At 69.1% G+C, this 22,128-nt stretch carries 17 protein-coding genes; 7 read left to right on the top strand and 10 right to left on the bottom strand.

Going from position 1 to position 22,128, the window contains the following annotated elements; genetic code table 11:
* Positions 1 to 52 precede the first annotated feature (52 nt).
* The 4 genes from ACQEVY_RS34395 to ACQEVY_RS34380 form a co-directional block, all read right to left on the bottom strand.
* A complete protein-coding gene (locus ACQEVY_RS34395; RefSeq protein ID WP_432953265.1) occupies positions 53 to 1,747 on the bottom strand; it encodes a glycoside hydrolase family 13 protein in 1,695 nt (564 codons plus the stop codon).
* Between the two features lie 341 nt (positions 1,748 to 2,088).
* Positions 2,089 to 2,997, bottom strand: coding sequence for a sugar ABC transporter permease (locus ACQEVY_RS34390; protein WP_432953264.1), 909 nt, complete (start codon positions 2,995 to 2,997; stop codon positions 2,089 to 2,091).
* Positions 2,998 to 3,010: 13 nt separating this feature from the next.
* Entirely contained in the window at positions 3,011 to 4,015 is a 1,005-nt protein-coding gene (locus ACQEVY_RS34385) for a carbohydrate ABC transporter permease (RefSeq protein ID WP_432953263.1), read from the bottom strand.
* Positions 4,016 to 4,112: 97 nt separating this feature from the next.
* Complete coding sequence (locus ACQEVY_RS34380; protein WP_432953262.1) at positions 4,113 to 5,384, bottom strand: extracellular solute-binding protein; 1,272 nt, start codon at positions 5,382 to 5,384, stop codon at positions 4,113 to 4,115.
* A 381-nt stretch (positions 5,385 to 5,765) separates the two neighbouring features.
* Here ACQEVY_RS34380 and ACQEVY_RS34375 point away from each other — a divergent pair, with 381 nt between their 5' ends.
* Positions 5,766 to 6,800 carry a LacI family DNA-binding transcriptional regulator gene (locus ACQEVY_RS34375; RefSeq protein ID WP_328772131.1) on the top strand — a complete coding sequence of 345 codons (1,035 nt, stop codon included), beginning with the start codon at positions 5,766 to 5,768 and terminating at the stop codon, positions 6,798 to 6,800.
* A 108-nt stretch (positions 6,801 to 6,908) separates the two neighbouring features.
* Positions 6,909 to 7,790, top strand: coding sequence for a phosphatase PAP2 family protein (locus tag ACQEVY_RS34370; RefSeq protein ID WP_432953261.1), 882 nt, complete (start codon positions 6,909 to 6,911; stop codon positions 7,788 to 7,790).
* Between the two features lie 330 nt (positions 7,791 to 8,120).
* Here the strand turns inward: ACQEVY_RS34370 and ACQEVY_RS34365 are convergent, their stop codons facing one another.
* Entirely contained in the window at positions 8,121 to 11,126 is a 3,006-nt protein-coding gene (locus ACQEVY_RS34365; protein ID WP_432953260.1) for a bifunctional [glutamine synthetase] adenylyltransferase/[glutamine synthetase]-adenylyl-L-tyrosine phosphorylase, read from the bottom strand.
* 175 nt (positions 11,127 to 11,301) lie between these two features.
* On the opposite strand from ACQEVY_RS34365, the gene ACQEVY_RS34360 reads away from it, so the two are divergent.
* On the top strand, positions 11,302 to 11,805 hold the full coding sequence (locus tag ACQEVY_RS34360) for a pyridoxamine 5'-phosphate oxidase family protein (RefSeq protein ID WP_432953259.1): 504 nt from the start codon (positions 11,302 to 11,304) through the stop codon (positions 11,803 to 11,805).
* A gap of 34 nt (positions 11,806 to 11,839) precedes the next feature.
* Positions 11,840 to 12,289 (top strand): VOC family protein, encoded by a 450-nt coding sequence (locus tag ACQEVY_RS34355; protein ID WP_432953258.1) that lies wholly within the window; start codon positions 11,840 to 11,842, stop codon positions 12,287 to 12,289.
* 63 nt (positions 12,290 to 12,352) lie between these two features.
* On the opposite strand, the gene glnA is transcribed toward ACQEVY_RS34355, so the two are convergent.
* Positions 12,353 to 13,714 (bottom strand): type I glutamate--ammonia ligase, encoded by a 1,362-nt coding sequence (glnA, locus tag ACQEVY_RS34350; protein ID WP_328772124.1) that lies wholly within the window; start codon positions 13,712 to 13,714, stop codon positions 12,353 to 12,355.
* A gap of 317 nt (positions 13,715 to 14,031) precedes the next feature.
* Here glnA and ACQEVY_RS34345 point away from each other — a divergent pair, with 317 nt between their 5' ends.
* The 3 genes from ACQEVY_RS34345 (at position 14,032) to ACQEVY_RS34335 (ending at position 17,189) form a co-directional block, all read left to right on the top strand.
* Positions 14,032 to 14,694 carry a DUF3105 domain-containing protein gene (locus ACQEVY_RS34345; protein ID WP_432953257.1) on the top strand — a complete coding sequence of 221 codons (663 nt, stop codon included), beginning with the start codon at positions 14,032 to 14,034 and terminating at the stop codon, positions 14,692 to 14,694.
* 52 nt (positions 14,695 to 14,746) lie between these two features.
* Positions 14,747 to 15,367, top strand: a complete 621-nt coding sequence (locus tag ACQEVY_RS34340; protein WP_432955558.1) for a DUF305 domain-containing protein — start codon at positions 14,747 to 14,749, stop codon at positions 15,365 to 15,367.
* A gap of 67 nt (positions 15,368 to 15,434) precedes the next feature.
* Positions 15,435 to 17,189 carry an NAD+ synthase gene (locus ACQEVY_RS34335; RefSeq protein WP_432953256.1) on the top strand — a complete coding sequence of 585 codons (1,755 nt, stop codon included), beginning with the start codon at positions 15,435 to 15,437 and terminating at the stop codon, positions 17,187 to 17,189.
* Positions 17,190 to 17,249: 60 nt separating this feature from the next.
* On the opposite strand, the gene ACQEVY_RS34330 is transcribed toward ACQEVY_RS34335, so the two are convergent.
* The 4 genes from ACQEVY_RS34330 to ACQEVY_RS34315 all read right to left on the bottom strand — a co-directional run bounded on the left by ACQEVY_RS34330 (position 17,250) and on the right by ACQEVY_RS34315 (position 22,126).
* Positions 17,250 to 18,467: an MFS transporter gene (locus ACQEVY_RS34330; protein WP_432953255.1), complete on the bottom strand. Its 1,218-nt coding sequence runs from the start codon at positions 18,465 to 18,467 to the stop codon at positions 17,250 to 17,252.
* A gap of 89 nt (positions 18,468 to 18,556) precedes the next feature.
* Positions 18,557 to 19,516 carry an endonuclease/exonuclease/phosphatase family protein gene (locus ACQEVY_RS34325; protein ID WP_432955556.1) on the bottom strand — a complete coding sequence of 320 codons (960 nt, stop codon included), beginning with the start codon at positions 19,514 to 19,516 and terminating at the stop codon, positions 18,557 to 18,559.
* Positions 19,517 to 19,870: 354 nt separating this feature from the next.
* On the bottom strand, positions 19,871 to 20,491 hold the full coding sequence (locus tag ACQEVY_RS34320) for a TetR/AcrR family transcriptional regulator (protein WP_432953254.1): 621 nt from the start codon (positions 20,489 to 20,491) through the stop codon (positions 19,871 to 19,873).
* A gap of 42 nt (positions 20,492 to 20,533) precedes the next feature.
* A complete protein-coding gene (locus tag ACQEVY_RS34315) occupies positions 20,534 to 22,126 on the bottom strand; it encodes an MFS transporter (RefSeq protein ID WP_432953253.1) in 1,593 nt (530 codons plus the stop codon).
* Positions 22,127 to 22,128: the final 2 nt, after the last annotated feature.

Below are 22,128 nucleotides of genomic sequence, written 5' to 3'. Positions count from 1 at the left end.
CCTGAAGTCCGACCGCAGGTGGCTGCGCGAACGGCCCTCGACGAGCGAGCTGTCAGCCCGTCGTCCACCAAACCGTCGTATCCCCCGGCACCTTCGCCTCCCCCTCGTCCGTGACCGTCACCTCGTCGCTGGTGAGGAGGACTCGGCCGTATGCCGGTACCGTCACCGCATCACCGCTCGTGTTGGCCGTGCAGGTGAACTCGCCGCGGCGGAAGGCGAGTACGCCCTCGGGGGCCTTCAGCCATTCGACGTGGTCGCCGGCGCCGAGGTCGGGCTGTTCGTGGCGTACGGCGATCGCGGCGCGGTACAGCTCCAGGGTGGAACCCTCGGTCCCGGTCTGCGTCTCGATGCTCAGTTCGGCCCACTCGGGAGGCTGCGGCAGCCAGCTGCCGCCGGTGCCGAAGCCGTACGACGATCCCGTACGGGTCCACGGGATCGGCACCCGGCAGCCGTCGCGGAAGCCGTCCTGGCCGGCGCCCCGGAAGTACGCGGGGTCCTGGCGCACCTCGTCCGACAGGTCGACGACGTCGGGCAGGCCCAGCTCCTCGCCCTGGTAGATGTACGCCGATCCGGGCAGCGCCAGCATCAGCAGCGTCGCCGCCCGCGCCCGGCGCAGGCCGAGGTCGCGGTCTCCGGCGGTACGGATCTGGGTGCCGAGGCCGGCCGGGTTGGCGAACCGGGTCGCGTGCCGGGTCACGTCGTGGTTGGACAGCACCCAGGTGGCCGGGGCGCCCACCGGGCGCATCGCGTCGAGGGTGCGGTCGATGCACGTCCGCAGCTCGGTCGCGTCCCAATAGGTGCTCAGGTACTGGAAGTTGAAGGCCTGGTGCAGTTCGTCGGAGCGTACGTAGTTGGCGGTGCGCTCGATGGTCGGGGTCCACGCCTCGGCGACGAAGATGCGGGCGCCCGCGTACTCGTCGAGGACCGTGCGCCACTGCCGGTAGATGGCGTGCACGCCGTCCTGGTCGAAGAACGGCATGACATCGTTGCCCAGCAGCTTCACCTGCTCGCGCGCGCCCAGGTCCGGCAGGCCCTCGGCCTTCACCAGTCCATGGGCGACGTCGATACGGAAGCCGTCGACGCCCATGTCCAGCCAGAACCGCAGGATCGAGCGGAACTCGTCGCCGACGGCCGGGTGGTCCCAGTTGAAGTCGGGCTGCTCGGGCGCGAAGAGGTGCAGGTACCACTCGCCGGGCGTACCGTCCGGCTCGGTCACCCGCGTCCAGGCGGGCCCGCCGAAGATGGACTCCCAGTCGTTGGGCGGGAGTTCACCGTTCGCGCCCTTGCCGGGGCGGAAGTGGTAGCGGTCCCGCAGCGCGGAGCCCGGCCCCTCGGCGAGCGCCCGCTTGAACCACTCGTGCTGGTCGGAGGAGTGGTTGGGCACCAGGTCGACGATGATCCGCAGGCCCAGCTCATGGGCGTCGCGGATCAGCGCGTCCGCGTCGAGCAGGTTGCCGAACATGGCGTCGACGGCCCTGTAGTCGGCGACGTCGTAGCCGGCGTCGGCCTGCGGCGAGGCATAGAAGGGGCTGAGCCACACGGCGTCCACGCCGAGGTCTCGCAGATACGGCAGTCGGGAACGTACGCCCTCCAGGTCGCCCATGCCATCGCCGTTGCTGTCGGCGAAGCTGCGCGGATAGACCTGGTAGATCACCGCGTCCCGCCACCAGTCACGGTGTCTGGCGACGGTGGCGAGAACCGACGTCGAAGCGGGGGCCGGGACCGGGTCAGTGGAGTGCTGGCTCATGGCGTCCTTGATGCGTAACTGGGGCTGGTTCACGGAGTTCGGTTCACGAAGGTCTGTCGTTGGGGCTACGGATTGACGGGTCCATGGATTCACGGTTCTGGGGAATTGTGGCGCTTGCAGGTTTTCGGCGTTTTACGGAAATCTCGAGGCTCGCCGGGGTACGGCTGTGAGGCGGCCGCGGTGCCGGCGGGGTCGGATGGACACCGCGACCGCCTCTGTCTTCCGGGGGCGCCCCTGTAGGGGCGCGGGGCTGTATGCAACTTGCGGCTCCGCCGCGCGGGCGCGACCAGCCACGATGGCGCCGCAGCCAACCGACGGCCAATCGCGGCCCTCAGCGAGCGTCACCCTTTCGTGCCGCCCGCGGTGAGCCCAGTCACCAAGTTCTTCTGCACAAGGTAGAAGAACGCGGAGACCGGCACCGCGATCAGCACAGCCGTCGCAGCCATGTAATGCCGCTGAGCGTCATGCTCGCTGATGAAGCTCTGCAACCCGACCGCGAACGTGTACTTCGTGTCGGACAGCATGAACGTCGAAGCGAACGCGACCTCGCCGAACGCGGTGATGAAGCTGTAGAACGCGGCGACCGCCAGGCCCGGTTTGGCCAGTGGCAGGATCAGCCGCGCGAACGTGCCGAAGGGGGTCAGCCCGTCGACGCGCCCGGCCTCGTCGATCTCGAACGGGATCGTGTCGAAGTACCCCTTGAGCAGCCAGGCGCAGTACGGCACGGCCGTCGAGCAGTAGACGAGGACGAGGCCAAGGTAACTGTCGATGAGCTGGAGTTCCGACAGAATCTGGTACATGGGCACGATCAGTACGGCGATCGGGAACATCTGGGTCACCAGCAGCACCCACATGAACTTCTTGTAGCCCGGGAAGCGCATCCGCGAGACCGCGTAACCGGTCGTCGAGGCGACCAGTACGCCGATGAGTGTCGCGCCGAGCGAGACGATGAGCGTGCTCGTCAGCCAGTCGAAGAACTTCGTCTCCTGGAGCACGAAGACATAGTTGTCGAAGGTCATCTTCCCGAAGATGCGCCCGGGGTGGAGGTAGTCGTCCTTGTCCGGGCCGAGGGACAGGAAGACCAGCCAGGCGATCGGGAACAGCGCGATCAGGCTCGCGACGATCAGGATGCCGTGGGAGGCGAGGGTGGCGCCGAGGCCCTGCTCACCGCGCCGGCGGACCTTGCGCGGCCGGATCTCGTCCGGGTCCTGATCCGCGGCGGACGTGGTCGGAAGCGTCGTAGTGCTCATGGGGACTCCTGCCTCAGATCGCGAGCTGCGGATCGTTGCGGTTCAGCCAGCGGCGGTAGACGGAGGTGAAGACGATCAGGATGGAGAGGAGCAGGATGCCGTACGCCGCCGACTGCGCGTAGTCGCGTGGCTGCTGGCCGAAGCCCAGGTAGTACGCCCAGGTCACGAGGATGTCGACGTCGGGGGCGGTGTTGCCGAACAGCAGGAAGATGATGGCGAACTGGTTGAAGGTCCAGATGATGCCGAGGAGTACGACGGTGGAGCTGACGGACCGCAGGCCCGGCAGAGTGACGTACCGGAACCGCTGCCAGGCGGTCGCGCCGTCCATCTCGGCGGCCTCGTACAACGTCGAGTCGATGGACTGCAGTCCGCCGAGCAGCGAGACCATCATGAACGGCACCCCGCACCAGGTGTTGACCATGATCGCGGCGAACCGCTGCCAGAAGGTGTCCTCCAGCCACAGCGGCGTCGGGAGGTGGAGCGCGTCGAGGGCCGAGTTGATGACGCCGCTGTCGGCGAGCATGAAGCGCCAGCCGAAGACGGTGACGAAGGTGGGCACGGCCCACGGCAGGACCAGGATGAGCCGATAGAAGGTCCGTCCGCGCAGCTTCTGATTGAGGAGCAGCGCGAGGCCTAGGCCGATCGAGTAGTGCAGGGCGACGCAGGCGGCCGTCCAGGAGACCGTCCAGATGAAGTGCGACCAGAAGCGGTCGTACGCGGTCTCGCCCCACAGGAGGTCGGCGTAGTTGTCGAGGCCGATGAACTTGTACGTGGCCGCGATCTCGTTGACGCCGATCGTGCGGGCCGTGTTGAGGCTGTTGGCGTCGGTGAGCGACAGGTAGAGGCCGTACCCCAGGGGGTAGAGCACGAGGACGCCGAGCACGACGACCACGGGGGTGATCATGGCGTACGCGTACCAGTACTTCTGGTAGCTGTGCCTGAAGCGCCTCAGTGGCCCGGGGCGAGGCGCTCGCTCACCGCGGCGCTTGCCGGTCGCGCGGTCGATGGCGACTGTCATGGTTTCGACACCTTCGGGAGATCAGGGGCAGGGCACGCAGGCCGGTGGCCGTCGGGTCCCTCCCCCGAGTTGAGGGGAACCCGACGGCCACGCGGTGTCACTTGCTGAAGTCCGGGACCAGCTTGGCGATCGCGGTCTCAGCGCTGCTCAGGCCCTCGTCGAGGGACTTCTTGCCGCCGGCGACCTCGTTGAGTTCGGTGTCGAGCGGGGTCCACAGCGAGCTGTACTCGGGCAGCGCCGGGCGCGGCTGGGCGGCCGGGAGTACGTCCTGGTAGCCGGCGATGCCCGGGTCGGCCTTGACCTCTGCGGTGTAGGCGTCGTCGCGGGTCGGCAGCGTGGAATTCTTGAGGGCGATCGTCTCCTGGGACTTCGCGGAGGTCATGAACTTCAGGAACTTCAGCGAGGCCTCCTGGTGCGCCTGGTCCGAGCCGGCGTACACGGAGAGGTTGTGGCCGCCGGTCGGGGCGCCCGCCTTGCCGGTGGAGCCGGCCGGGACGGTGGCGATGCCGAGATTGGCCTTGTCCTTGAAGGCCGAGCCCTTGTAGAAGTTCGTGATCTCCCAGGGGCCCTGGATGATCGAGGCGACCTTGCCGCTGACGAACGCCTCCTGGATATGGGCGTACGCGTCGGCGGTGGTGTCGGCCTTGTGCAGGCCCTTGCCGTCGAAGAGGCTCTCCCAGGTCTCGTAACCCTTGACCGCGGCGGGCGACTTCACGGTGATCTTCTTGGCGTCGGCGTCGACCGTGTCGGCGCCCTCGCCGTAGAGGAAGGACTGCGCGTAGTAGGCCTGGGTGGAGCCCCAGTAGCCGTCGACGCCGGTCTTGTCCTCGATGGTGGCGGCGGCCTTCTTCAGGTCGCCCCAGGTGGCGGGCGGCTTGCTGATGCCGGCCTGCTTGAAGAGGCCCTTGTTGTAGACCAGCGCGAGCGTGTCGGTGACCAGGGGGACGCCGTACGTCTTGCCGTCGTACTTGGCCTGCTCGATCAGGCTGGACTGGAACTTGTCCTGGTCCGCGAGGGCCTCGGTGCCGTCCAGCGGCAGGAAGAAGCCCTTCTTGGCGAAGGCGGGGGTCCAGCCGACCTCGGAACGCAGCACGTCCGGGGCACCCTTGGCGCCGGCGGCGGTGTCGAACTTGTTCTGCGCCTGGTCGAAGGGCACGTTGACGTAGTTGACCTTGATGTCAGGGTTGGCCTTCTCGAATTCCTTGACCAGGGCCTTGTACGTGGGTGCCTCATTGGTGGCGTTGGAGGTGTCCCACCAGGTGATGGTGACCGGACCGCCGGCGTTGTCGCCGCTGTCGCTTCCGCCGCAGGCCGTCGCCGTGAGGGCGAGGGATGCCACCAGCGCGGTGGCCGCTATGCCACGCCGCATGAGTTCTCCTTGAGGGTGAAAGCCCGTGTGGTGTTGAGAGCGGCCCCGTCCGCCGCTCGCCGCCGACTCGCGGACCGCGTCGCTGCCGCCGCCGGGCGACGCTGAACGTAACAGCGCTGCAAGCGTTGCGAAAGAGCTTGCAGCAAAAAAGTGCAAGTGATCTACGAAGTTATCCGGGCGTGACCCTGGAGCGACCGCCGTGAGACGCTTATTTACAGACGTAGGCCAGTCGGCACTGCCTATGCAAGACTCTGCAAGCCCTTGCCGTCACTCTCACCAGGGAGCGCGATGACCCAGCAGCCCGGACCGGGCCGGTCACCAGGTCGCCCACTACGCCGGACCGGTGTGCAAGGCGATCACCGGCCGGTACAGTCCAGCCCTGTGACCACACGGCTTGCCGACATCGCAGCCCAGGCGGGGGTGAGCGAAGCGACCGTCAGCCGCGTCCTGAACGGGAAGCCGGGCGTCGCCGCCACCACCCGCCAGTCCGTACTGGCCGCACTGGACGTCCTCGGCTACGAACGCCCCGTACGCCTGCGGCAGCGCAGCGAGGGCCTGGTCGGCCTGATCACTCCGGAGCTGGAGAACCCGATATTCCCGGCGCTTGCCCAGGTCATCGGCCAGGCCCTGACCCGGCAGGGCTACACCCCCGTCCTCGCGACCCAGACTCCGGGCGGCTCCACCGAGGACGAGCTGACGGAGATGCTCGTCGACCGTGGTGTCGCCGGCATCATCTTCGTCTCGGGCCTGCACGCCGACACCTCCGCGGACATGCAGCGCTACGAGCGACTGCGTGGCCAGGGCGTTCCGTACGTCCTCGTCGACGGCTTCTCGCCGAAGGTCCAGGCCCCGTTCATCTCGCCGGACGACCGCGCGGCGATGGCCCTCGCCGTCACCCACCTCGTCTCGCTGGGTCATACGAACATCGGGCTCGCCCTGGGCCCGAAGCGGTTCGTGCCCGTACAGCGGAAGATCGAGGGCTTCGTGCGGACGATGCAGGACCTGCTGGGCCTGACGACGGACGACGTCGAGAAGCGCCTCGTACAGCACTCCCTCTACACCCTGGAGGGCGGCCAGGCCGCCGCCACCGCTCTGATCGACCGCGGGTGCACGGCCGTCGTCTGCGCCAGCGACATGATGGCGCTCGGTGCGATCCGTGCGGCGCGGCAGCGCGGCCTGGAGGTTCCGCGGGACGTCTCGGTCGTCGGCTTCGACGACTCCCCGCTCATCGCGTTCACCGACCCGCCCCTCACCACCATCCGCAAGCCGGTACCGGCCATGGGCCAGGCCGCCGTACGGACGTTGCTGGAGGAGATCGGCGGAACACCGGCTCCCCACAGCGAGTTCGTGTTCATGCCGGAGCTGGTGGTACGGGGATCGACCGCTTCGTCCCCTGGGGAGCGAAATCGTCCCTAGGCAGTAGAAAACGCCGCGTTCCTACGTCCCTCAGACGTAGAACGTGCGGCCAGGACCCGACCGACGGATGATCGGTGGGGGACGGATTCTCTGGCAGACTCTTTCCCCATGGGCGAGACGACGGTGACGACTCTGGAAGGCCAGCAGGCCGGTCCGACGCCCGTCGCGGACGAGGTGGACGGCCGCCGCCGCGCGGGCCAAGTCTTCCTGCGCCGACTGCGTGCGCCCCGCCGTCCCCGCCTCTGGTTCGAGATCCTGCTGATCGCGGTGAGTTACTGGACGTACTCGCTCATCCGCAACGCCGTCCCCGAGCAGAAGGCCGAGGCGCTGCGCAACGCCGACTGGATCTGGAAGGTGGAGCACCACCTCGGGATCGCCGTCGAGGAGAGCGTCAACCATGCCGTGAACTCGGTGACTTGGCTCATCGTCGGCATGAACTACTACTACGCGACACTGCACTTCATCGTCACGCTCGGTGTCCTGGTCTGGCTTTTCCGTAGCCATCCCGGCCGTTACGCGGCGACTCGCATGGTGCTGTTCGCGACCACCGGTGTCGCCCTCGTCGGCTACTACCTGTATCCGCTCGCGCCGCCGCGGCTGATGAACGGCAGCGACTTCATCGACACGGTCGTCGTCCACCAGACCTGGGGCTCCATGGCGTCGGGCGACCTGAAGAACATGTCGAACCAGTACGCCGCGATGCCCTCCATGCACATCGGCTGGTCCGTCTGGTCCGGCCTGACCATCTTCGCCCTCGCCTCCGTCCCCTGGGTCCGCGTCCTCGGCCTCCTCTACCCCACGGCCACGCTGATCGTCATCGTCGCCACGGCCAACCACTTCTGGCTGGACGCGGTGGGGGGTGTGCTGTGCCTGGGGTTCGGGTTCGGGGTGGCGTGGGTCTGGTACGGGGTGCTGCCGTACGGGTTGCCGCGACTGGTTCCGGCGCCGGCGGGCGGGCGCGAGCGGCGGCTCTTGCCGAGCAGGGCGTGAGGGGGCGGGCCGGGGGGTGTTCGCCCCCGCCGCCCCTACCCGTCCCATACCAAGGGGCTCCGCCCCTGGACCCCGCTGGGGCTGCGCCCCAGACCCCGCTATCGGCCTGAACGGCCTCGTCCTCAAACGCCGGACGGGCTGAAATTCAGCCCGTCCGGCGTTTGAGGAGCGGGGGTTCGGGGGCTGGCCCCCGAAACGGGGTCCGGGGCGGAGCCCCGAGCGGGTCCAAGGGCGCAGCCCATGGCCGGGTCCGGGGCGGAGCCCCGTGGGGGGTCAGGGGCGAAGCCCCAGGGATGGGACGGGTAGGGGCGGCGGGGGCGAATCAAAGCCCTACGCCCCGTAGAACAGCTCCTCCACCACGCCCCGTGCCCGCCGCGTCGTACGCCGATACGCGTCCAGCATGTCGCCCACATGCCCCGGGCCGAACCCCAGATAACGGCCCACGGCCGCCAGCTCCCGCCCCGCCGACGGGAACGTATCCCCGGCCCTCCCCCGCACCAGCATCACCGCATTCCGCACCCGCGTAGCCAGCACCCACGCCTCATCCAGTATCGAGGCGTCCTCGGCGGAGATCAGCCCGGCGGCGCACGCAGCGGCCAGGGCCTCCCGCGTGCGGGTCGTGCGCAGACCGGGCTCCGCCCAGCCGTGCTGGAGCTGGAGAAGCTGCACCGTCCACTCCACGTCGGACAGCCCGCCGCGACCGAGCTTGGTGTGGAGGGTGGGGTCGGCGGCCCGGGGCAGACGCTCGGACTCCATCCGGGCCTTCAGGCGGCGGATCTCGCGTACGGCATCGTCGCCGAGACCCTCCGCGGGATAGCGCAGGGGGTCGATGAGTTCGATGAAACGGCGGCCCAGGTCCGCGTCTCCGGCGACGGGTTCGGCCCGCAGCAGGGCCTGGGACTCCCAGACCAGAGACCACCGGCGGTAGTACGCCTCGTACGAGTTCAGCGTCCGCACCAGCGGCCCCGACTTCCCCTCCGGCCGCAGATCGGCGTCGATCATCAGCGGCGGATCGGAGCTCGGAATCTGCAGCAGCCGCTGCATCTCCGCGACCACGGCGTGGGCGGCCTTCGAGGCCTCCTGCTCGGGCACACCCTCGCGCGGATCGTGTACGAACAACACGTCCGCGTCGGATCCGTAACCCAGCTCGTGCCCGCCGAACCGGCCCATCCCTATCACCGCGAACCGGGTCGGCAGCGTGTCCCCCCAGCCCTGCCGTACGACGGCCCGCAGCGTCCCGGCGAGCGTCGCGGCCGTCAGGTCGGACACCGCGCCGCCGACCATGTCGACGAGCGCGCCCTGGTCGACCTGGTCAGCGGGCGACTCCTCCGTACCGTACGAGCGGACGATGTCAGCGGCGGCCGTACGGAACAGCTCGCGCCGACGCACCCCGCGCGCAGCGGTGACTGCGGCCTCTCCCCCGTCGGCGCGCCCCACGGCGGAGAGGATCTCCTGCTCCAGGTGGGCGCGGTCGCGGGGGCCGAGGCCGCCGCCGTCACCGTTGCCGTCGCCGAGCAGCGCCACCGCCTCCGGGGCCCGCATCAGCAGGTCGGGGGCGAGCCGCCCGGCGGACAGGACGCGGGCGAGGTTCTCGGCGGCGGCTCCCTCGTCGCGGAGCAGCCGTAGGTACCAGGGGGTTTTGCCGAGCGCGTCGGACACTTTGCGGAAGTTGAGCAGTCCCGCGTCGGGGTCGGCGGAGTCCGCGAACCAGCCGAGGAGCACGGGCAGCAGCGTCCGCTGGATCGCGGCCTTGCGGGTGACCCCGGACGCCAGCGCCTCCAGGTGGCGCAGCGCGGACGCCGGGTCCGCGTAGCCGAGGGCGACCAGCCGCTCGCGGGCCGCGTCCGCGCTCAACCGGGCCTCAACGGGCGCGAGTTGAGCCACGGCGTCGAGGAGCGGCCGGTAGAAGAGCTTCTCGTGCAGGCGCCGTACGACGGAGGTGTGCCGCCGCCACTGACGGTTCAGCTCGGTGACGGGGTCGGTGCGCAGACCGAGCGAGCGGCCGATACGGCGCAGATCGGCGTCGCTCTCCGGCACGAGATGTGTACGCCGCAGCCGGTAGAGCTGGATGCGGTGCTCCATCAGGCGCAGAAACTTGTACGCCTCGTCCAGCTGTACGGCGTCGGAGCGACCCACGTAGCCGCCCGCGGCCAGTGCCTTCAGGGCTTCCAGCGTGGTCCGGCTCCGTAGCGACGTATCGGCCCGGCCGTGCACCAACTGCAGGAGCTGTACGGCGAATTCGACGTCCCGCAGTCCACCGGGACCGAGCTTCAGCTCGCGCTCGATCTCGGCCACGGGGATGTTCTCGACGACGCGGCGGCGCATCTTCTGGACATCGGGAACGAAGTTCTCGCGCTCAGCCGCCTGCCAGACGAGGGGGGCGAGCGTGGCGACGTACTCCTCGCCGAGTTCGATGTCCCCCGCGACCGGCCGGGCCTTGAGCAGGGCCTGGAACTCCCAGGTCTTGGCCCAGCGCTGGTAGTAGGCGAGGTGGCTGGAGAGCGTGCGCACGAGCGGGCCGTTTCTGCCCTCCGGCCGCAGATTGGCGTCGACGGGCCAGATCGAGCCCTCGACGGTGGTCTCGGAGCAGATCCGCATCAGGTGGGAGGCGAGCCGGGTCGCGGCGCGCAGGGCCTTGCCCTCGTCGGCTCCGTTCGCGGCCTCCGCGACGAAGATGACGTCGACGTCGGAGACGTAGTTCAGCTCCTGGCCCCCGCACTTGCCCATCGCGATGACCGCGAGGCGGCACATCGCGGCGTCCTCGGGGGCGGCGGCCCGGGCGATGGCGAGCGCGGCGCGCAGGGTGGCGGTCGCGAGGTCCGCGAGTTCAGCGGCGGTCTCGGCGAGGTCGGTCGTTCCGCATACGTCGCGTGCGGCGATGGACAGCAGGCAGCGGCGGTAGGCGACGCGCAGGGACACCGGGTCGGAGGCTTCGGCCAGGCCGCGCTCGAACTCCGCTATCCCGGGGTGCAGATCCTGCGGCTCGTACATCACGAGCGCCTGCCAGTCGAGCGGATGCCGGGCGAGATGGTCGCCGAGCGCGGCGGAGGCGCCGAGCACTCCGAGCAGCCGGTCGCGCAGCGGCTTCGACGCGATCAGTGTGTCCAGCAGCTCGCGCTGTCCCGCGTGATCCTTCTGCGCCTCGACGAGCCGTACGAGCCCGAGAAGCGCCAGGTCCGGATCGGCGGTCTCCCCGAGCGCGTCGAGCAGCACCGGATCGTTCCGTATCGGCGCCAGCTCACCGCTCTCCAGAAGCCGCTCGGCAGCCGACGGATCGGTGAAACCGTGCCGCAGCAGCCGCGAGAACGTACTGCTCCTGCGCCCCGGCGTCGCCATCCCCGGCCTCCCCTCGGATCAAGGTCATACGGCCTTGAGCCTAACCGGAGTGCTTGCGGGAAGCGCCCGGACGGGAGCGCATGCGGTGCAAGCGATGAGTTCGGGCGGGCGGCGGAGTCTGCCGTGGTGAGGAGAAGTCTGCCCTGATGAGGATGAAGAGAAAGGGAGAAGCCGTATGGAACCACTAGCCGAACTCGACGCCCGCTACAGCAGCGAAGACGCCACCGCACCCCCCTGGCCGGAGGCGGAGGCGATGCTCTCCGCGGCCGAGTTGTTCTGGATCTCGACGGTACGGCCCGACGGGCGGCCGCATGTCACGCCGTTGCCCGCGGTGTGGTCGCAGGGCGCGCTGCACTTCTGCACCGGGCCGGAGGAGCGCAAGGCGCGGAATCTGGAGCGGAACGCGAATGTCGTGCTGACCACCGGCACCAACACCTGGAACAAGGGTTACGACCTGGTGGTGGAGGGCGAGGCGGTCCGGGTCACCGACGACGGCCGGCTGCGGGAACTGGCCGCCGTGTGGGAGGAGAAGTACGGCAGTTTCTGGCACTTCGAGGTACGGGAGGGGTATTTCCACCACGGTGCGGGACATGCCGTTGTCTTTTCGGTGGCGCCCCGGGTCGTTTTGGGCTTCGGTAAGGGGGAGCCGTTCAGTCAGACCCGCTGGCGGTTCGAGTGACTCTTTCGTCGGGGCGAACTGGAGGACACCAGTGATGGAGTACACGCTCGAAGTGATCCCGCTGCCCGTGAGCGACATCGACCGGGCCCGCGACTTCTACCGGGACAAGGTGGGCTTCCACGTCGACATCGACCAGGAGGTCATGCCGGGCATGCGGATCGTCCAGCTGACGCCTCCGGGCTCGGGCTGCTCGATCGCCCTCGGCGACTCCCTCTGGGAGACGATGGACGGCCCGACGCCGGCCCCCGGCACGTACCAGGGCCTTCAGCTGTGCGTCACGGACATCAAGGCGGCCCACGCCGAACTGACCGACCGCGGCCTGGAGGTCTCCGAGCCGGTGCAGTACACGCCGGACGACGGCGCCACCTTCATGTACTTCAAGGACCCGGACGGCAACGGCTGGGCCATCCAGGAGTACCGCCGCCGGGCCGAAGAGCCCTTGCACGAGCTGCTGGCCGAGCAGAGGCGGCAGCGGGAGAGCTGAGTACGTACGGGAAGGGGGCGCCGGAACAACCCGGCGCCCCCTTCCCGTCTACACCTGCGGCAGCTACAGAACCGGCAGGTTCTTCCGCAGCTCGAAGGCCGTGACCTCGCTGCGGTACTCCTCCCACTCCTGGCGCTTGTTGCGCAGGAAGAAGTCGAAGACGTGCTCGCCCAGGGTCTCGGCGACCAGGTCGCTGCGTTCCATCAGGGACAAGGCCTCGCCGAGGTTCTGCGGCAGCGGCTCGATGCCCATCGCGCGGCGTTCGGCGTCCGTGAGGGCCCAGACGTCGTCCTCGGCGCCCGGCGGGAGTTCGTAGCCCTCCTCGATGCCCTTGAGGCCGGCGGCCAGCAGGGCCGCGTAGGCCAGGTACGGGTTCGCGCCCGAGTCCAGGGAGCGGACCTCGACCCGCGCGGAGCCGGTCTTGCCGGGCTTGTACATCGGGACGCGGACCAGGGCCGAGCGGTTGTTGTGGCCCCAGCAGATGTACGAGGGAGCCTCGCCGCCGGCGCCGGCGGTGCGGGCTGCGCCGCCCCAGATGCGCTTGTACGAGTTGACCCACTGGTTCGTGACCGCCGCGATCTCCGCCGCGTGCTTCAGCAGGCCCGCGATGAAGGAGCGGCCCACCTTGGAGAGCTGGTACTCCGAGCCCGACTCGTAGAACGCGTTCCGGTCGCCCTCGAAGAGCGAGAGGTGGGTGTGCATGCCGCTGCCCGGGTGCTCGGAGAACGGCTTCGGCATGAAGGTGGCCTGGACGCCCTGCTCCAGCGCCACCTGCTTCATGACCAGGCGGAACGTCATGATGTTGTCAGCCGTGGACAGCGCGTCCGCGTACCTGAGGTCGATCTCCTGCTGGCCCGGCGCGCCCTCGTGGTGCGAGAACTCGACGGAGATGCCCATCGACTCCAGCATCGTGATCGCCTGGCGGCGGAAGTCCATGCCGACGTTCTGCGGGGTGTGATCGAAGTAGCCGGAGTTGTCGGCGGGCGTCGGCCGCGAGCCGTCCAGCGGACGGTCCTTCAGCAGGAAGAACTCGATCTCCGGGTGGGTGTAGAAGGTGAAGCCCAGGTCGGAGGTCTTGGCGAGGGCGCGCTTCAGTACGTACCGCGGGTCCGCGAACGACGGTGAGCCGTCCGGCATGAGGATGTCGCAGAACATACGGGCCGTACCGGGGGCCTCCGCGCGCCAGGGCAGGACCTGGAAGCTCGACGGGTCCGGCTTGGCGATCATGTCGGACTCGTAGACCCGGGCGAAGCCCTCGATCGCGGAACCGTCGAAGCCGATGCCCTCGTCGAAGGCCTGCTCCAGCTCGGCCGGGGCCACGGCCACGGACTTGAGGAAGCCCAGTACGTCCGTGAACCACAGCCGTACGAACCGGATGTCGCGCTCCTCCAGGGTCCGGAGTACGAACTCCTGCTGCTTGTCCATCTTCCGCTTCCACCCATCCTTGCTGGTCAGGCCGCCTGCTCCCGCGCCAGGAAGGCGGTCGGGCACATGAGCATCCCACCACAACACCATTTCGTGCGCGTTGCGGACCTTGATCGGGCGGCCGACCTCGGTCTGAACGCCTCGCGTACGGCAGGTGTCCTGCTCTGCTGCCCATAGTGCCTGCTCACTCGCGCCCCTGTAATGCCGGGGCGGGAAATGTGCGGCCGGCCACCAGGGCCACTACGTACGCCGCTGCCGGCCGGACTACGATCAACCTCACCCGACCGTCTCTCCCCCAAGGCCACGAAGGACTCACCATGGGTTCCGCGAAGAACAAAGCGTCCGCGTCACGCAAGGCGCGCATAGAGGAGATGCGCCGCGCCGAAAAGGCCCGCGAGCGCCGCAACCGGATCCTCACGATCACCGCCAGCGTGGTCATAGTCGGCGGCCTCGTGGCCGGCGGTGCGTACCTGATAAGCACGCAGTCCGAGGACGACAGCAGCACCTCGTCGGCCGCCCAGAAGGGGAAGTTCGTCAAGGGCGAGGACGGCGTCAGGACCTGGAACACGAAGCTGACCCAGGGCCATGTCAGCGGCGACGTCAAGTACGCGATGAACCCCCCGGTGGGCGGCGACCACAACCAGGTGTGGATGAATTGCGACGGCGACGTCTACACCGATGAGATCAAGAAGGTGAACGCCGTGCACTCCCTGGAGCACGGCGCGGTCTGGGTGACGTACAACAGCAAGGCCTCGGACGCGGACGTGAAGGCGCTCGCGGAGAAGGTCGAGAAGACCCCGTACTCGCTGATGAGCCCGGTCGAGGACCAGAAGGACCCGATCATGCTCTCCGCGTGGGGCGCGCAGCGCACGGTGACGAGCGCGAAGGACCCGAACGTGAACAAGTTCTTCGAGAAGTACGTACAGGGCGAGCAGACGCCGGAGAAGGGCGCCGCCTGCACCGGTGGCCTCGCCAAGTAGCAGCCGAGCTGCAGATACGTACGCACGAAGGCAATAGGAAGCTGTGGCAACGATGAAGCACGTCGGCTGGATCGCCGGGGCCGCCGCGGCCGTCCTCGTGGCGGCCGGCGGGGTCACCTACGCGATCGCCGACGGCGACTCGGGCACGCCGGTCCCCGCAGCCGACTCCGCGGACGCGGGCTTCGCGCGCGACATGGCGGTCCACCACCAGCAGGCCGTCGAGATGTCGTACATCGTCCGCGACCGCACGGAGGACGAAGAGGTACGCCGTCTCGCGTACGACATCGCGCAGACGCAGGCCAACCAGCGCGGCATGCTGATCGGCTGGCTGGACCTGTGGCAGCTGCCGAAGGTGTCCTCGGACCCGCCGATGACATGGATGGGCATGGGCAACATGCCCTCCGGCGAGGACGGCGCACTGATGCCCGGCATGGCGACCGACACCGAACTGAAGTCGCTCGAGAAGGCAAGCGGCAAGGCCGCCGAGATCCGATTCCTCCAGCTGATGTACGCCCATCACGTGGGCGGCGTGCACATGGCCGAGGGCTGCGTGAAGCGCTGCGAGGTCGACGTGGAACGCGACCTCGCGAGGGGCATGGTCGAGGCCCAGGAGTCGGAGATGAGGCTGATGACGGACTTGTTGAGGAAGCGGGGGGCTAAGCCGCCCCAGTAGCACCGGAGGCCTTGGCGTGTGGCTCGCCACACCCCATTGTGTCTCTTTGACGATTACACTGGGCCCCGTGCCTCAACTACGCCTCGCCCTGAACCAGATCGACTCGACCGTCGGCGATCTCGCCGGGAACGCCGAGTCGATCGTCCGCTGGACCCGGCACTCCGCCGAGCAGGGAGCGCATCTGGTGGCGTTCCCGGAGATGGTGCTGACCGGGTATCCCGTCGAGGACCTGGCCCTGCGGCCGTCCTTCGTCGAGGCCTCCCGCACGGCCCTGAGGGACCTCGCGGCTCGCCTCGCCGACGAGGGCTTCGGCGGGCTGCCGGTGATCGTCGGCTACCTCGACCGGTCCGAGGCCGCCCAGCCGAAGTTCGGCCAGCCAGCCGGAGCGCCGCAGAACGCCGCCGCCGTGCTGCACGGCGGCGAGGTCGCGCTCACCTTCGCCAAGCACCACCTGCCGAACTACGGCGTCTTCGACGAGTTCCGCTACTTCGTACCCGGCGACACCCTCCCCGTCGTACGGGTCCACGGCATCGACGTCGCCCTCGCCATCTGCGAGGACCTCTGGCAGGACGGCGGGCGCGTACCGGCCACCCGCACCGCCGGGGCCGGGCTGCTGCTCTCCGTCAACGCCTCCCCGTACGAGCGCGACAAGGACGACACCCGTCTCGAGCTGGTGCGCAAGCGGGCGCAGGAGGCCGGCTGCACGACCGCGTACCTCGCCATGATGGGCGGGCAGGACGAGCTGGTCTTCGACGGGGACTCGATCGTGGTCGACCGGGACGGTGAAGTCCTCGCGCGGGCCCCGCAGTTCGCCGAGGGCTGCGTCGTACTCGACCTGGAGCTGCCGGCCGCTGCCGCCGAGCCGCTGTCCGGCATCGTGGACGACGGGATGCGCATCGAGCACCTCCTCATCTCCGGGGACCCGCTGCCCGCGTACGAGCCTGTGCTGGCCGGTGGCTACGCGGACCGGCTGGACGACGACGAGGAGGTGTACTCGGCGCTGGTGGTGGGCCTTCGGGCGTACGTCGCGAAGAACGGTTTCCGTTCGGTGCTGATCGGGCTCTCCGGCGGCATCGACTCCGCGCTGGTAGCCGCGATCGCCTGCGACGCGCTCGGGCCGGAGAACGTGTACGGAGTCTCCATGCCGTCCAAGTACTCCTCGGACCACTCCAAGGGCGACGCGGCCGAGCTGGCGCGGCGCACCGGGCTCAACTTCCGGACCGTACCGATCGAGCCGATGTTCGACGCATACATGGGTTCGCTGGGGCTCACGGGTCTCGCCGAGGAGAACCTCCAGTCGCGGTTGCGCGGCACGATGCTGATGGCGATCTCCAACCAGGAGGGGCACATCGTGCTGGCGCCGGGCAACAAGTCCGAGCTGGCGGTGGGCTATTCGACGCTCTACGGCGACTCGGTGGGGGCGTACGGTCCGATCAAGGACGTCTACAAGTCATCGGTCTTCCGTCTCGCCGCGTGGCGCAACCGTGCGGCGGCCGAGCGGGGCCAGACCCCGCCGATCCCCGAGAACTCCCTCACGAAGCCGCCGAGCGCGGAGCTGCGCCCCGGCCAGGTCGACACGGACTCGCTGCCCGACTATCCGGTCCTGGACGCGATCCTGGAACTCTACGTCGACCGCGACACGGGCGCCGACGCGATCGTCGCGGCCGGCTTCGACCGCGAACTGGTCGTGAAGACCCTGCGCATGGTCGACGCGGCCGAGTACAAGCGGCGCCAGTACCCGCCGGGCACGAAGATCTCGGCGAAGGGCTTCGGCAAGGACCGGCGGCTGCCAATAACGAACCGCTGGCGGGAGCGGGCGTAGCAGTACGAGAGTGGGGCGCCCGGTGCACACCGGGCGCCCCCACTCTCGTATCCAGGCAGGTCAGCGGCGAGCCGCCTCCCGTCGCTGCGGTACATGCGCGGCCACCACACGACCGGTGTGCGTCGGCACCCGTCGCCGGTCCACCGCGTACGCGACCGCCGCAACCCCCAGCCCCAGCACCGCAAGCCCCGCCCCCGCCACCGCCGGCGACGTCGCCCCGAAGCCCGCCGCCAGAGCGAGCCCGCCGACAAGCGCACCACCCGCGTTGGCCAGGTTGAACGCGGCCTGGTTCGCCGAGGAGGCGAGCGAAGGCGCCGCGGAGGCCTTCTCCATGACCATGAGCTGGAGCGGAGAGCCGGTGACGAAAGCCGCCGTGCCGAGCAGGACCACCGCCAGCGCGGCGCTCCACTGCGTGGTCATCAGCAGCGGGAACACGGCGAGCACCGCGGCCAGCGCCGTGAGCCCGCCGAAGAGCGTGCCCCGCAGGGAGTGGTCGGCCAGCCGCCCGCCGAGCAGGTTCCCGACGGTGGCACCGACACCGAACAGCGCCAGCAGCACGGTCACCCGCGAGTCGGCGTACCCGGCGGAGTCCGTCAGCATCGGCGTGATGTAGCTGTACGCGGAGAACAGCGCCCCGAAGCCCGCGACGGTCGTCGCGAGAGCGAGCCAGACAGGAAGGGGGCGCAACGCGGCCAGTTCACCGCGCAGCCCGGCGGCCGGAGCCTGCGTGTGGTCGTGCGGCAGAAGCAGCGCCAGCGAGGCGATGGCAGCGAGCCCGATCGCGCTGACGCCGAGGAACGTGGCGCGCCAGCCGAGGTGCTGGCCCATGAGGGTCGCCACGGGAACCCCGGCGATGTTCGCGACAGTCAGACCGAGGAACATCAGCGAGACCGAGCGCGCCTTGCGCTCGGGAGCGACCAGGCCGGTGGCGACGACGGCGCCCACGCCGAAGAAGGCGCCGTGCGGCAGACCGCTCAGCAGCCGGGCGGCCAGCAGCCAGTGGTGGTCGGGCGCGAACGCCGAGAGCGCGTTGCCCGCGACGAACAGCGCCATCAGACCGATCAGCACCTTGCGGCGCGACATCTTCGCCGTCACCGCGGCGAGCAGCGGGGCGCCGACGACGACACCGATCGCGTACGCCGAGACGAGGTGCCCGGCGGTGGGGATGGATATGTGCAGGTCGTCGGCGACGTTGGGCAGCAAGCCCATCATCACGAATTCGGTGGTGCCGAGACCGAAGGCGCCCACGGCGAGCGAGAGCAGGGGTGCCAGGGGCATGGAGGGCCTTTCAAGTGGAGCGAGCGGAGTTCCGTACATCGTATGTTCAAGTACGGAACAAACTCTCTCAGGCCCAGTATTCCCAGGGGTTACGAGCCGGTGTCCGCAAGCTTCACGCGGGCGGCGATCGGGAGATGGTCGCTGCCCGTCTCCGGCAGCGACCAGGAGGTGACCGGCTCGACGCCCTTCACCAGGATCTGGTCGATCCGCGCCATCGGGAACGACGCCGGCCAGCTGAACCCGAAGCCGCTGCCCGCGGCGCCCTGCGTGGAGCGCATCTGCGAGGTGATGCCGTTGAGCGCACGGTCGTTCATCGTGCCGTTCAGATCGCCGAGCAGGGCGGCCTGCGGCAGCTTCTCGTCGGAGATGGCGTCACCCAGCGCGTCGGCGCTCTTGTCGCGCTGCCGCGCGGTGAACCCGGCCTCGATCTTCACCCGTACGGAGGGCAGGTGTGCCACGTACACCGCGAGCTGCCCGCTCGGCGCGGTGACGGTCGCCCGCATGGCACGGGTCCAGCCGAGCTTGATATCGACGGCCTTGACCTCGCTCAGCGGGTACTTGCTCCACAGGCCGACGGTGCCCTGCACGGAGTGGTACTTGTACGTCGAGGCGAGGGCCTTCTCGTACACCGGGACCGCGGTCTCCGTCAGCTCCTCGAGGGCCACCACGTCGGCGCCGGAGGCGGCCACGGCGCGGGCGGTGCCGGCCGGGTTCGCGTTGTCCGCGTTGACGTTGTGGGTGGCGACGGTGAGGTTGCCGCCGCTGCCGGTCTTGTCGAAGACCAGTCCGCCGAAGAGGTTGAGCCAGACGATCGCGGGCACGAGCACGGCGATCAGTGCGGTCGCGGACCGCCTCAGCAGGGCGAGGCCGAGCAGCAGCGGGATGAAGACGCCCAGCCAGGGCAGGAACGTCTCGTTGAGGGAGCCGAAGTTGCCGACCGCGTTCGGGATCTGTGAGTGCAGCAGCATCACGAGGGCGATGAGGACCGCGAACACGGCGAGGATGATGCCGCGACGCCAGATACGGCGGTCGTTGCGCAGGGCGTCCATCAGGCGCTGAAGCCGGGGCTCTCTGCGGTCGGGCTCCTGGCCGCCGCTGCCCGTCTCCGTCTTGTACGCCTGCGCCATGCTCTCGACCTCACAACGTGCCGTTCACCCATCCCCCGCACCCAAGAACCCTAGGGGATGATCGCGTTCAGTTCGGCCGCCTCGGGGACGGCGATACGGGCACGATGACGTGCCTGCCTGCATGCCCAGTTCCGATGGTCCACCCGGCGGTTGTGGTCTGTGACAAAACACTCACATTCATTCAGGGGTCGGCCGGACTTCATGACTTGGGGCCGTTGCGGCACGGCACCTTCACGACCGGGCGCCTGTACGAAGTGTCGCCTTTTCGACGTGCCTCTACGACTTGGCGGGGCGCAGTCCCTCCAGGACGGCGTCGACGATGTTCTCGGCGAGGTTTTCGGGGAGTTCGGCGTCGGGGCGCATGGAGGTGCGTACGAGCATGGGGCCGCTGAACAGGTCAGCGATCAGCTCGACATCGACGTCGGAGCGGATCTCGCCGTTCTCCTGCCCGCGGCGCACCACCTCGTAGGTGAGCCGGCGCCGTGGCTCGATCACGTTCGCCTGGTACGCCTCCCACAGCTTGGGGCTGCTCTTCATCTGGGCGAAGACGTTGTGCACGAGCGCCGAAGTGCGGTTGGCCAGGCCGCGTCTGCGTATCGACTCGAGGAGGGCGATCAGGTCGTCGCGCATCGAGGTGCCGGGGAGGTCCGAGTCGTCCGGCTGGGCGGCGCGCATGACGTCGCAGAAGAGCTCCTCGCGGTCGCTCCAGCGGCGGTAGATGGTGGCCTTGCCCACCCCCGCGGTGCGGGCGACGCGCTCGATGGAGATCTCCGCGAGCGGGACGCCGTCCTCCAGCAGTCCGATGACGCCCTCGATGATGGAACGCTCCACGCTCTCACTGCGCGGGCGCCCCCTGACAGCCCCACCCCGTCCGGCCCCCTGCTGCGCGAGGTCCACGCCAACTCCGTTCGTCCGACGCCCTGTTCGGGCCCGATTGTCTCAGTGCTCGGCAGCCACCAGTTCGGTTTCCTCGCCTCCGGGCTCCTTCGAGGCCGGTTCCCGGCCAGGCAGGAAGAGCGCCACGACGAGGGTTCCGACCAGGGCGACACCGGCTCCGCCGAGGGCGGTGAGATGCATGGCGTGCAGGAAGGCGTCGTGCGCCGGGGTGACCAGGGCCTCGCCCTGGGGCCCGAGCTTCGCGGCGGCGCCGAGGGTGGCCTCGATGGACTCGCCCGCGTGGTGCCGCAGGTCAGCGGGCAGCAGGGTGAGCTTGTCCTCGATGCCCGAGCGGTACGACGCGGACAGGACCGAGCCGAGTACGGCGATGCCCAGGGCGCCGCCGACCTGGCGGAAGGTGTTGCTGAGCGCGGAGGCGGAACCGGCCTTCTCGCGGGGCATGGTCTGCATGATCACGACGCTGGTGGGTGTCATGACGTGGGCCATCCCGGTGCCCATCAGGAAGAAGATGACCTCCAGGATCCAGATCGGCGTATCGGCGTCGAGGACGGTGAACGCGGCCAGCGTCGCGGCGATGAGCAGCATGCCGCCGGCGGTCGTGACCCGGTAGCCGAAGCGGTCGACGACCAGCCGGGCGCGTGGCGCGAAGGTGAGCTGCGCCGCGGCCAGCGGCAGCATCAACAGGCCGGTCTGGAAAGGCGAGTAGCCACGCACGGTCTGCGTGTAGAAGACCGCGAAGAACGTCACGCCCATCAGCGCGAAGAAGACCAGCCCTATGGCGCCGATCGCCGCCGAGAAGACCCGGTTCTTGAAGTACGTGACGTCGATGGACGGGTGGTCGATGCGCTTCTCGTACCAGACGAATCCGACGAGTACGGCGAGTCCGGCGCCCATGGTGGCCAGCACCTCGGCGTCGGTGAAGTCGGCGAGCTGGCCGCCCTTGATGATCCCGTACACGAGCAGGACGAGCCCGACGACGGACAGCAGCACGCCCACCGGGTCGATCCGGCCCGGCTTCGGGTCGCGGGAGTCGGGGACCAGCCACAGCATGAGCCCGAGCGCGAGGATCACGATCGGCACGTTGATGAGGAACACGGAGCCCCACCAGAAGTGATCGAGCAGCACCCCTCCGGTGATGGGCCCGATCGCGATGGCGAGTCCGACGCCGCCCGCCCAGATACCGATGGCCTTGGGCTGCTCCTCCCGCTCGAAGACGTTCATGAGGACGGCGAGGGTCGCGGGCATCACGAACGCGGCGCCGAACCCCATCAGGGCGCGAAAGCCGATGAGCTGCTCCGGCGATCCCGAGAAGGCGGCGAGCGCCGAGGCGCCGCCGAAGACGACGAGCCCGCCGAGCAGCACCTTCTTGCGGCCGAGCCGGTCGCCGAGGAGGCCGGCCGTGAACAGCAGTCCCGCGAAGACGAGCGTGTACGCGTTGATGGCCCACTCGAGCTCGCTCTGGGTGGCGCCAAGACCGGTCGGGGCGGGCGTAGAGATGGTCTTGATCGCGACGTTCAGGATCGAGTTGTCGAGTACGACGATCAGCAGGCTCAGCATCAGCACGCCGAGGATCAGCCAGCGACGCCGATGCACGGCCTCCGGTACACGGGGCTCGGTGGCGGCGGGAGTAGTCATGC

This window comes from Streptomyces sp. CA-288835, assembly GCF_050936385.1.
In the GTDB taxonomy this organism is placed as follows: domain Bacteria; phylum Actinomycetota; class Actinomycetes; order Streptomycetales; family Streptomycetaceae; genus Streptomyces.
This window is presented reverse-complemented; position numbering and strand designations above follow the sequence as displayed.

What these genes read in the sequence shown, in the direction of transcription:
- ACQEVY_RS34395 (WP_432953265.1), bottom strand. Translation starts at nt 1,747, where the DNA reads ATGAGCCAGCACTCCACTGACCCGGTCCCGGCCCCCGCTTCGACGTCG.
- ACQEVY_RS34390 (WP_432953264.1), bottom strand. Translation starts at nt 2,997, where the DNA reads ATGAGCACTACGACGCTTCCGACCACGTCCGCCGCGGATCAGGACCCG.
- ACQEVY_RS34385 (WP_432953263.1), bottom strand. Translation starts at nt 4,015, where the DNA reads ATGACAGTCGCCATCGACCGCGCGACCGGCAAGCGCCGCGGTGAGCGA.
- ACQEVY_RS34380 (WP_432953262.1), bottom strand. Translation starts at nt 5,384, where the DNA reads ATGCGGCGTGGCATAGCGGCCACCGCGCTGGTGGCATCCCTCGCCCTC.
- ACQEVY_RS34370 (WP_432953261.1), top strand. Translation starts at nt 6,909, where the DNA reads ATGGGCGAGACGACGGTGACGACTCTGGAAGGCCAGCAGGCCGGTCCG.
- ACQEVY_RS34365 (WP_432953260.1), bottom strand. Translation starts at nt 11,126, where the DNA reads ATGGCGACGCCGGGGCGCAGGAGCAGTACGTTCTCGCGGCTGCTGCGG.
- ACQEVY_RS34360 (WP_432953259.1), top strand. Translation starts at nt 11,302, where the DNA reads ATGGAACCACTAGCCGAACTCGACGCCCGCTACAGCAGCGAAGACGCC.
- ACQEVY_RS34355 (WP_432953258.1), top strand. Translation starts at nt 11,840, where the DNA reads ATGGAGTACACGCTCGAAGTGATCCCGCTGCCCGTGAGCGACATCGAC.
- glnA (WP_328772124.1), bottom strand. Translation starts at nt 13,714, where the DNA reads ATGGACAAGCAGCAGGAGTTCGTACTCCGGACCCTGGAGGAGCGCGAC.
- ACQEVY_RS34345 (WP_432953257.1), top strand. Translation starts at nt 14,032, where the DNA reads ATGGGTTCCGCGAAGAACAAAGCGTCCGCGTCACGCAAGGCGCGCATA.
- ACQEVY_RS34340 (WP_432955558.1), top strand. Translation starts at nt 14,747, where the DNA reads ATGAAGCACGTCGGCTGGATCGCCGGGGCCGCCGCGGCCGTCCTCGTG.
- ACQEVY_RS34330 (WP_432953255.1), bottom strand. Translation starts at nt 18,467, where the DNA reads ATGCCCCTGGCACCCCTGCTCTCGCTCGCCGTGGGCGCCTTCGGTCTC.
- ACQEVY_RS34325 (WP_432955556.1), bottom strand. Translation starts at nt 19,516, where the DNA reads ATGGACGCCCTGCGCAACGACCGCCGTATCTGGCGTCGCGGCATCATC.
- ACQEVY_RS34315 (WP_432953253.1), bottom strand. Translation starts at nt 22,126, where the DNA reads ATGACTACTCCCGCCGCCACCGAGCCCCGTGTACCGGAGGCCGTGCAT.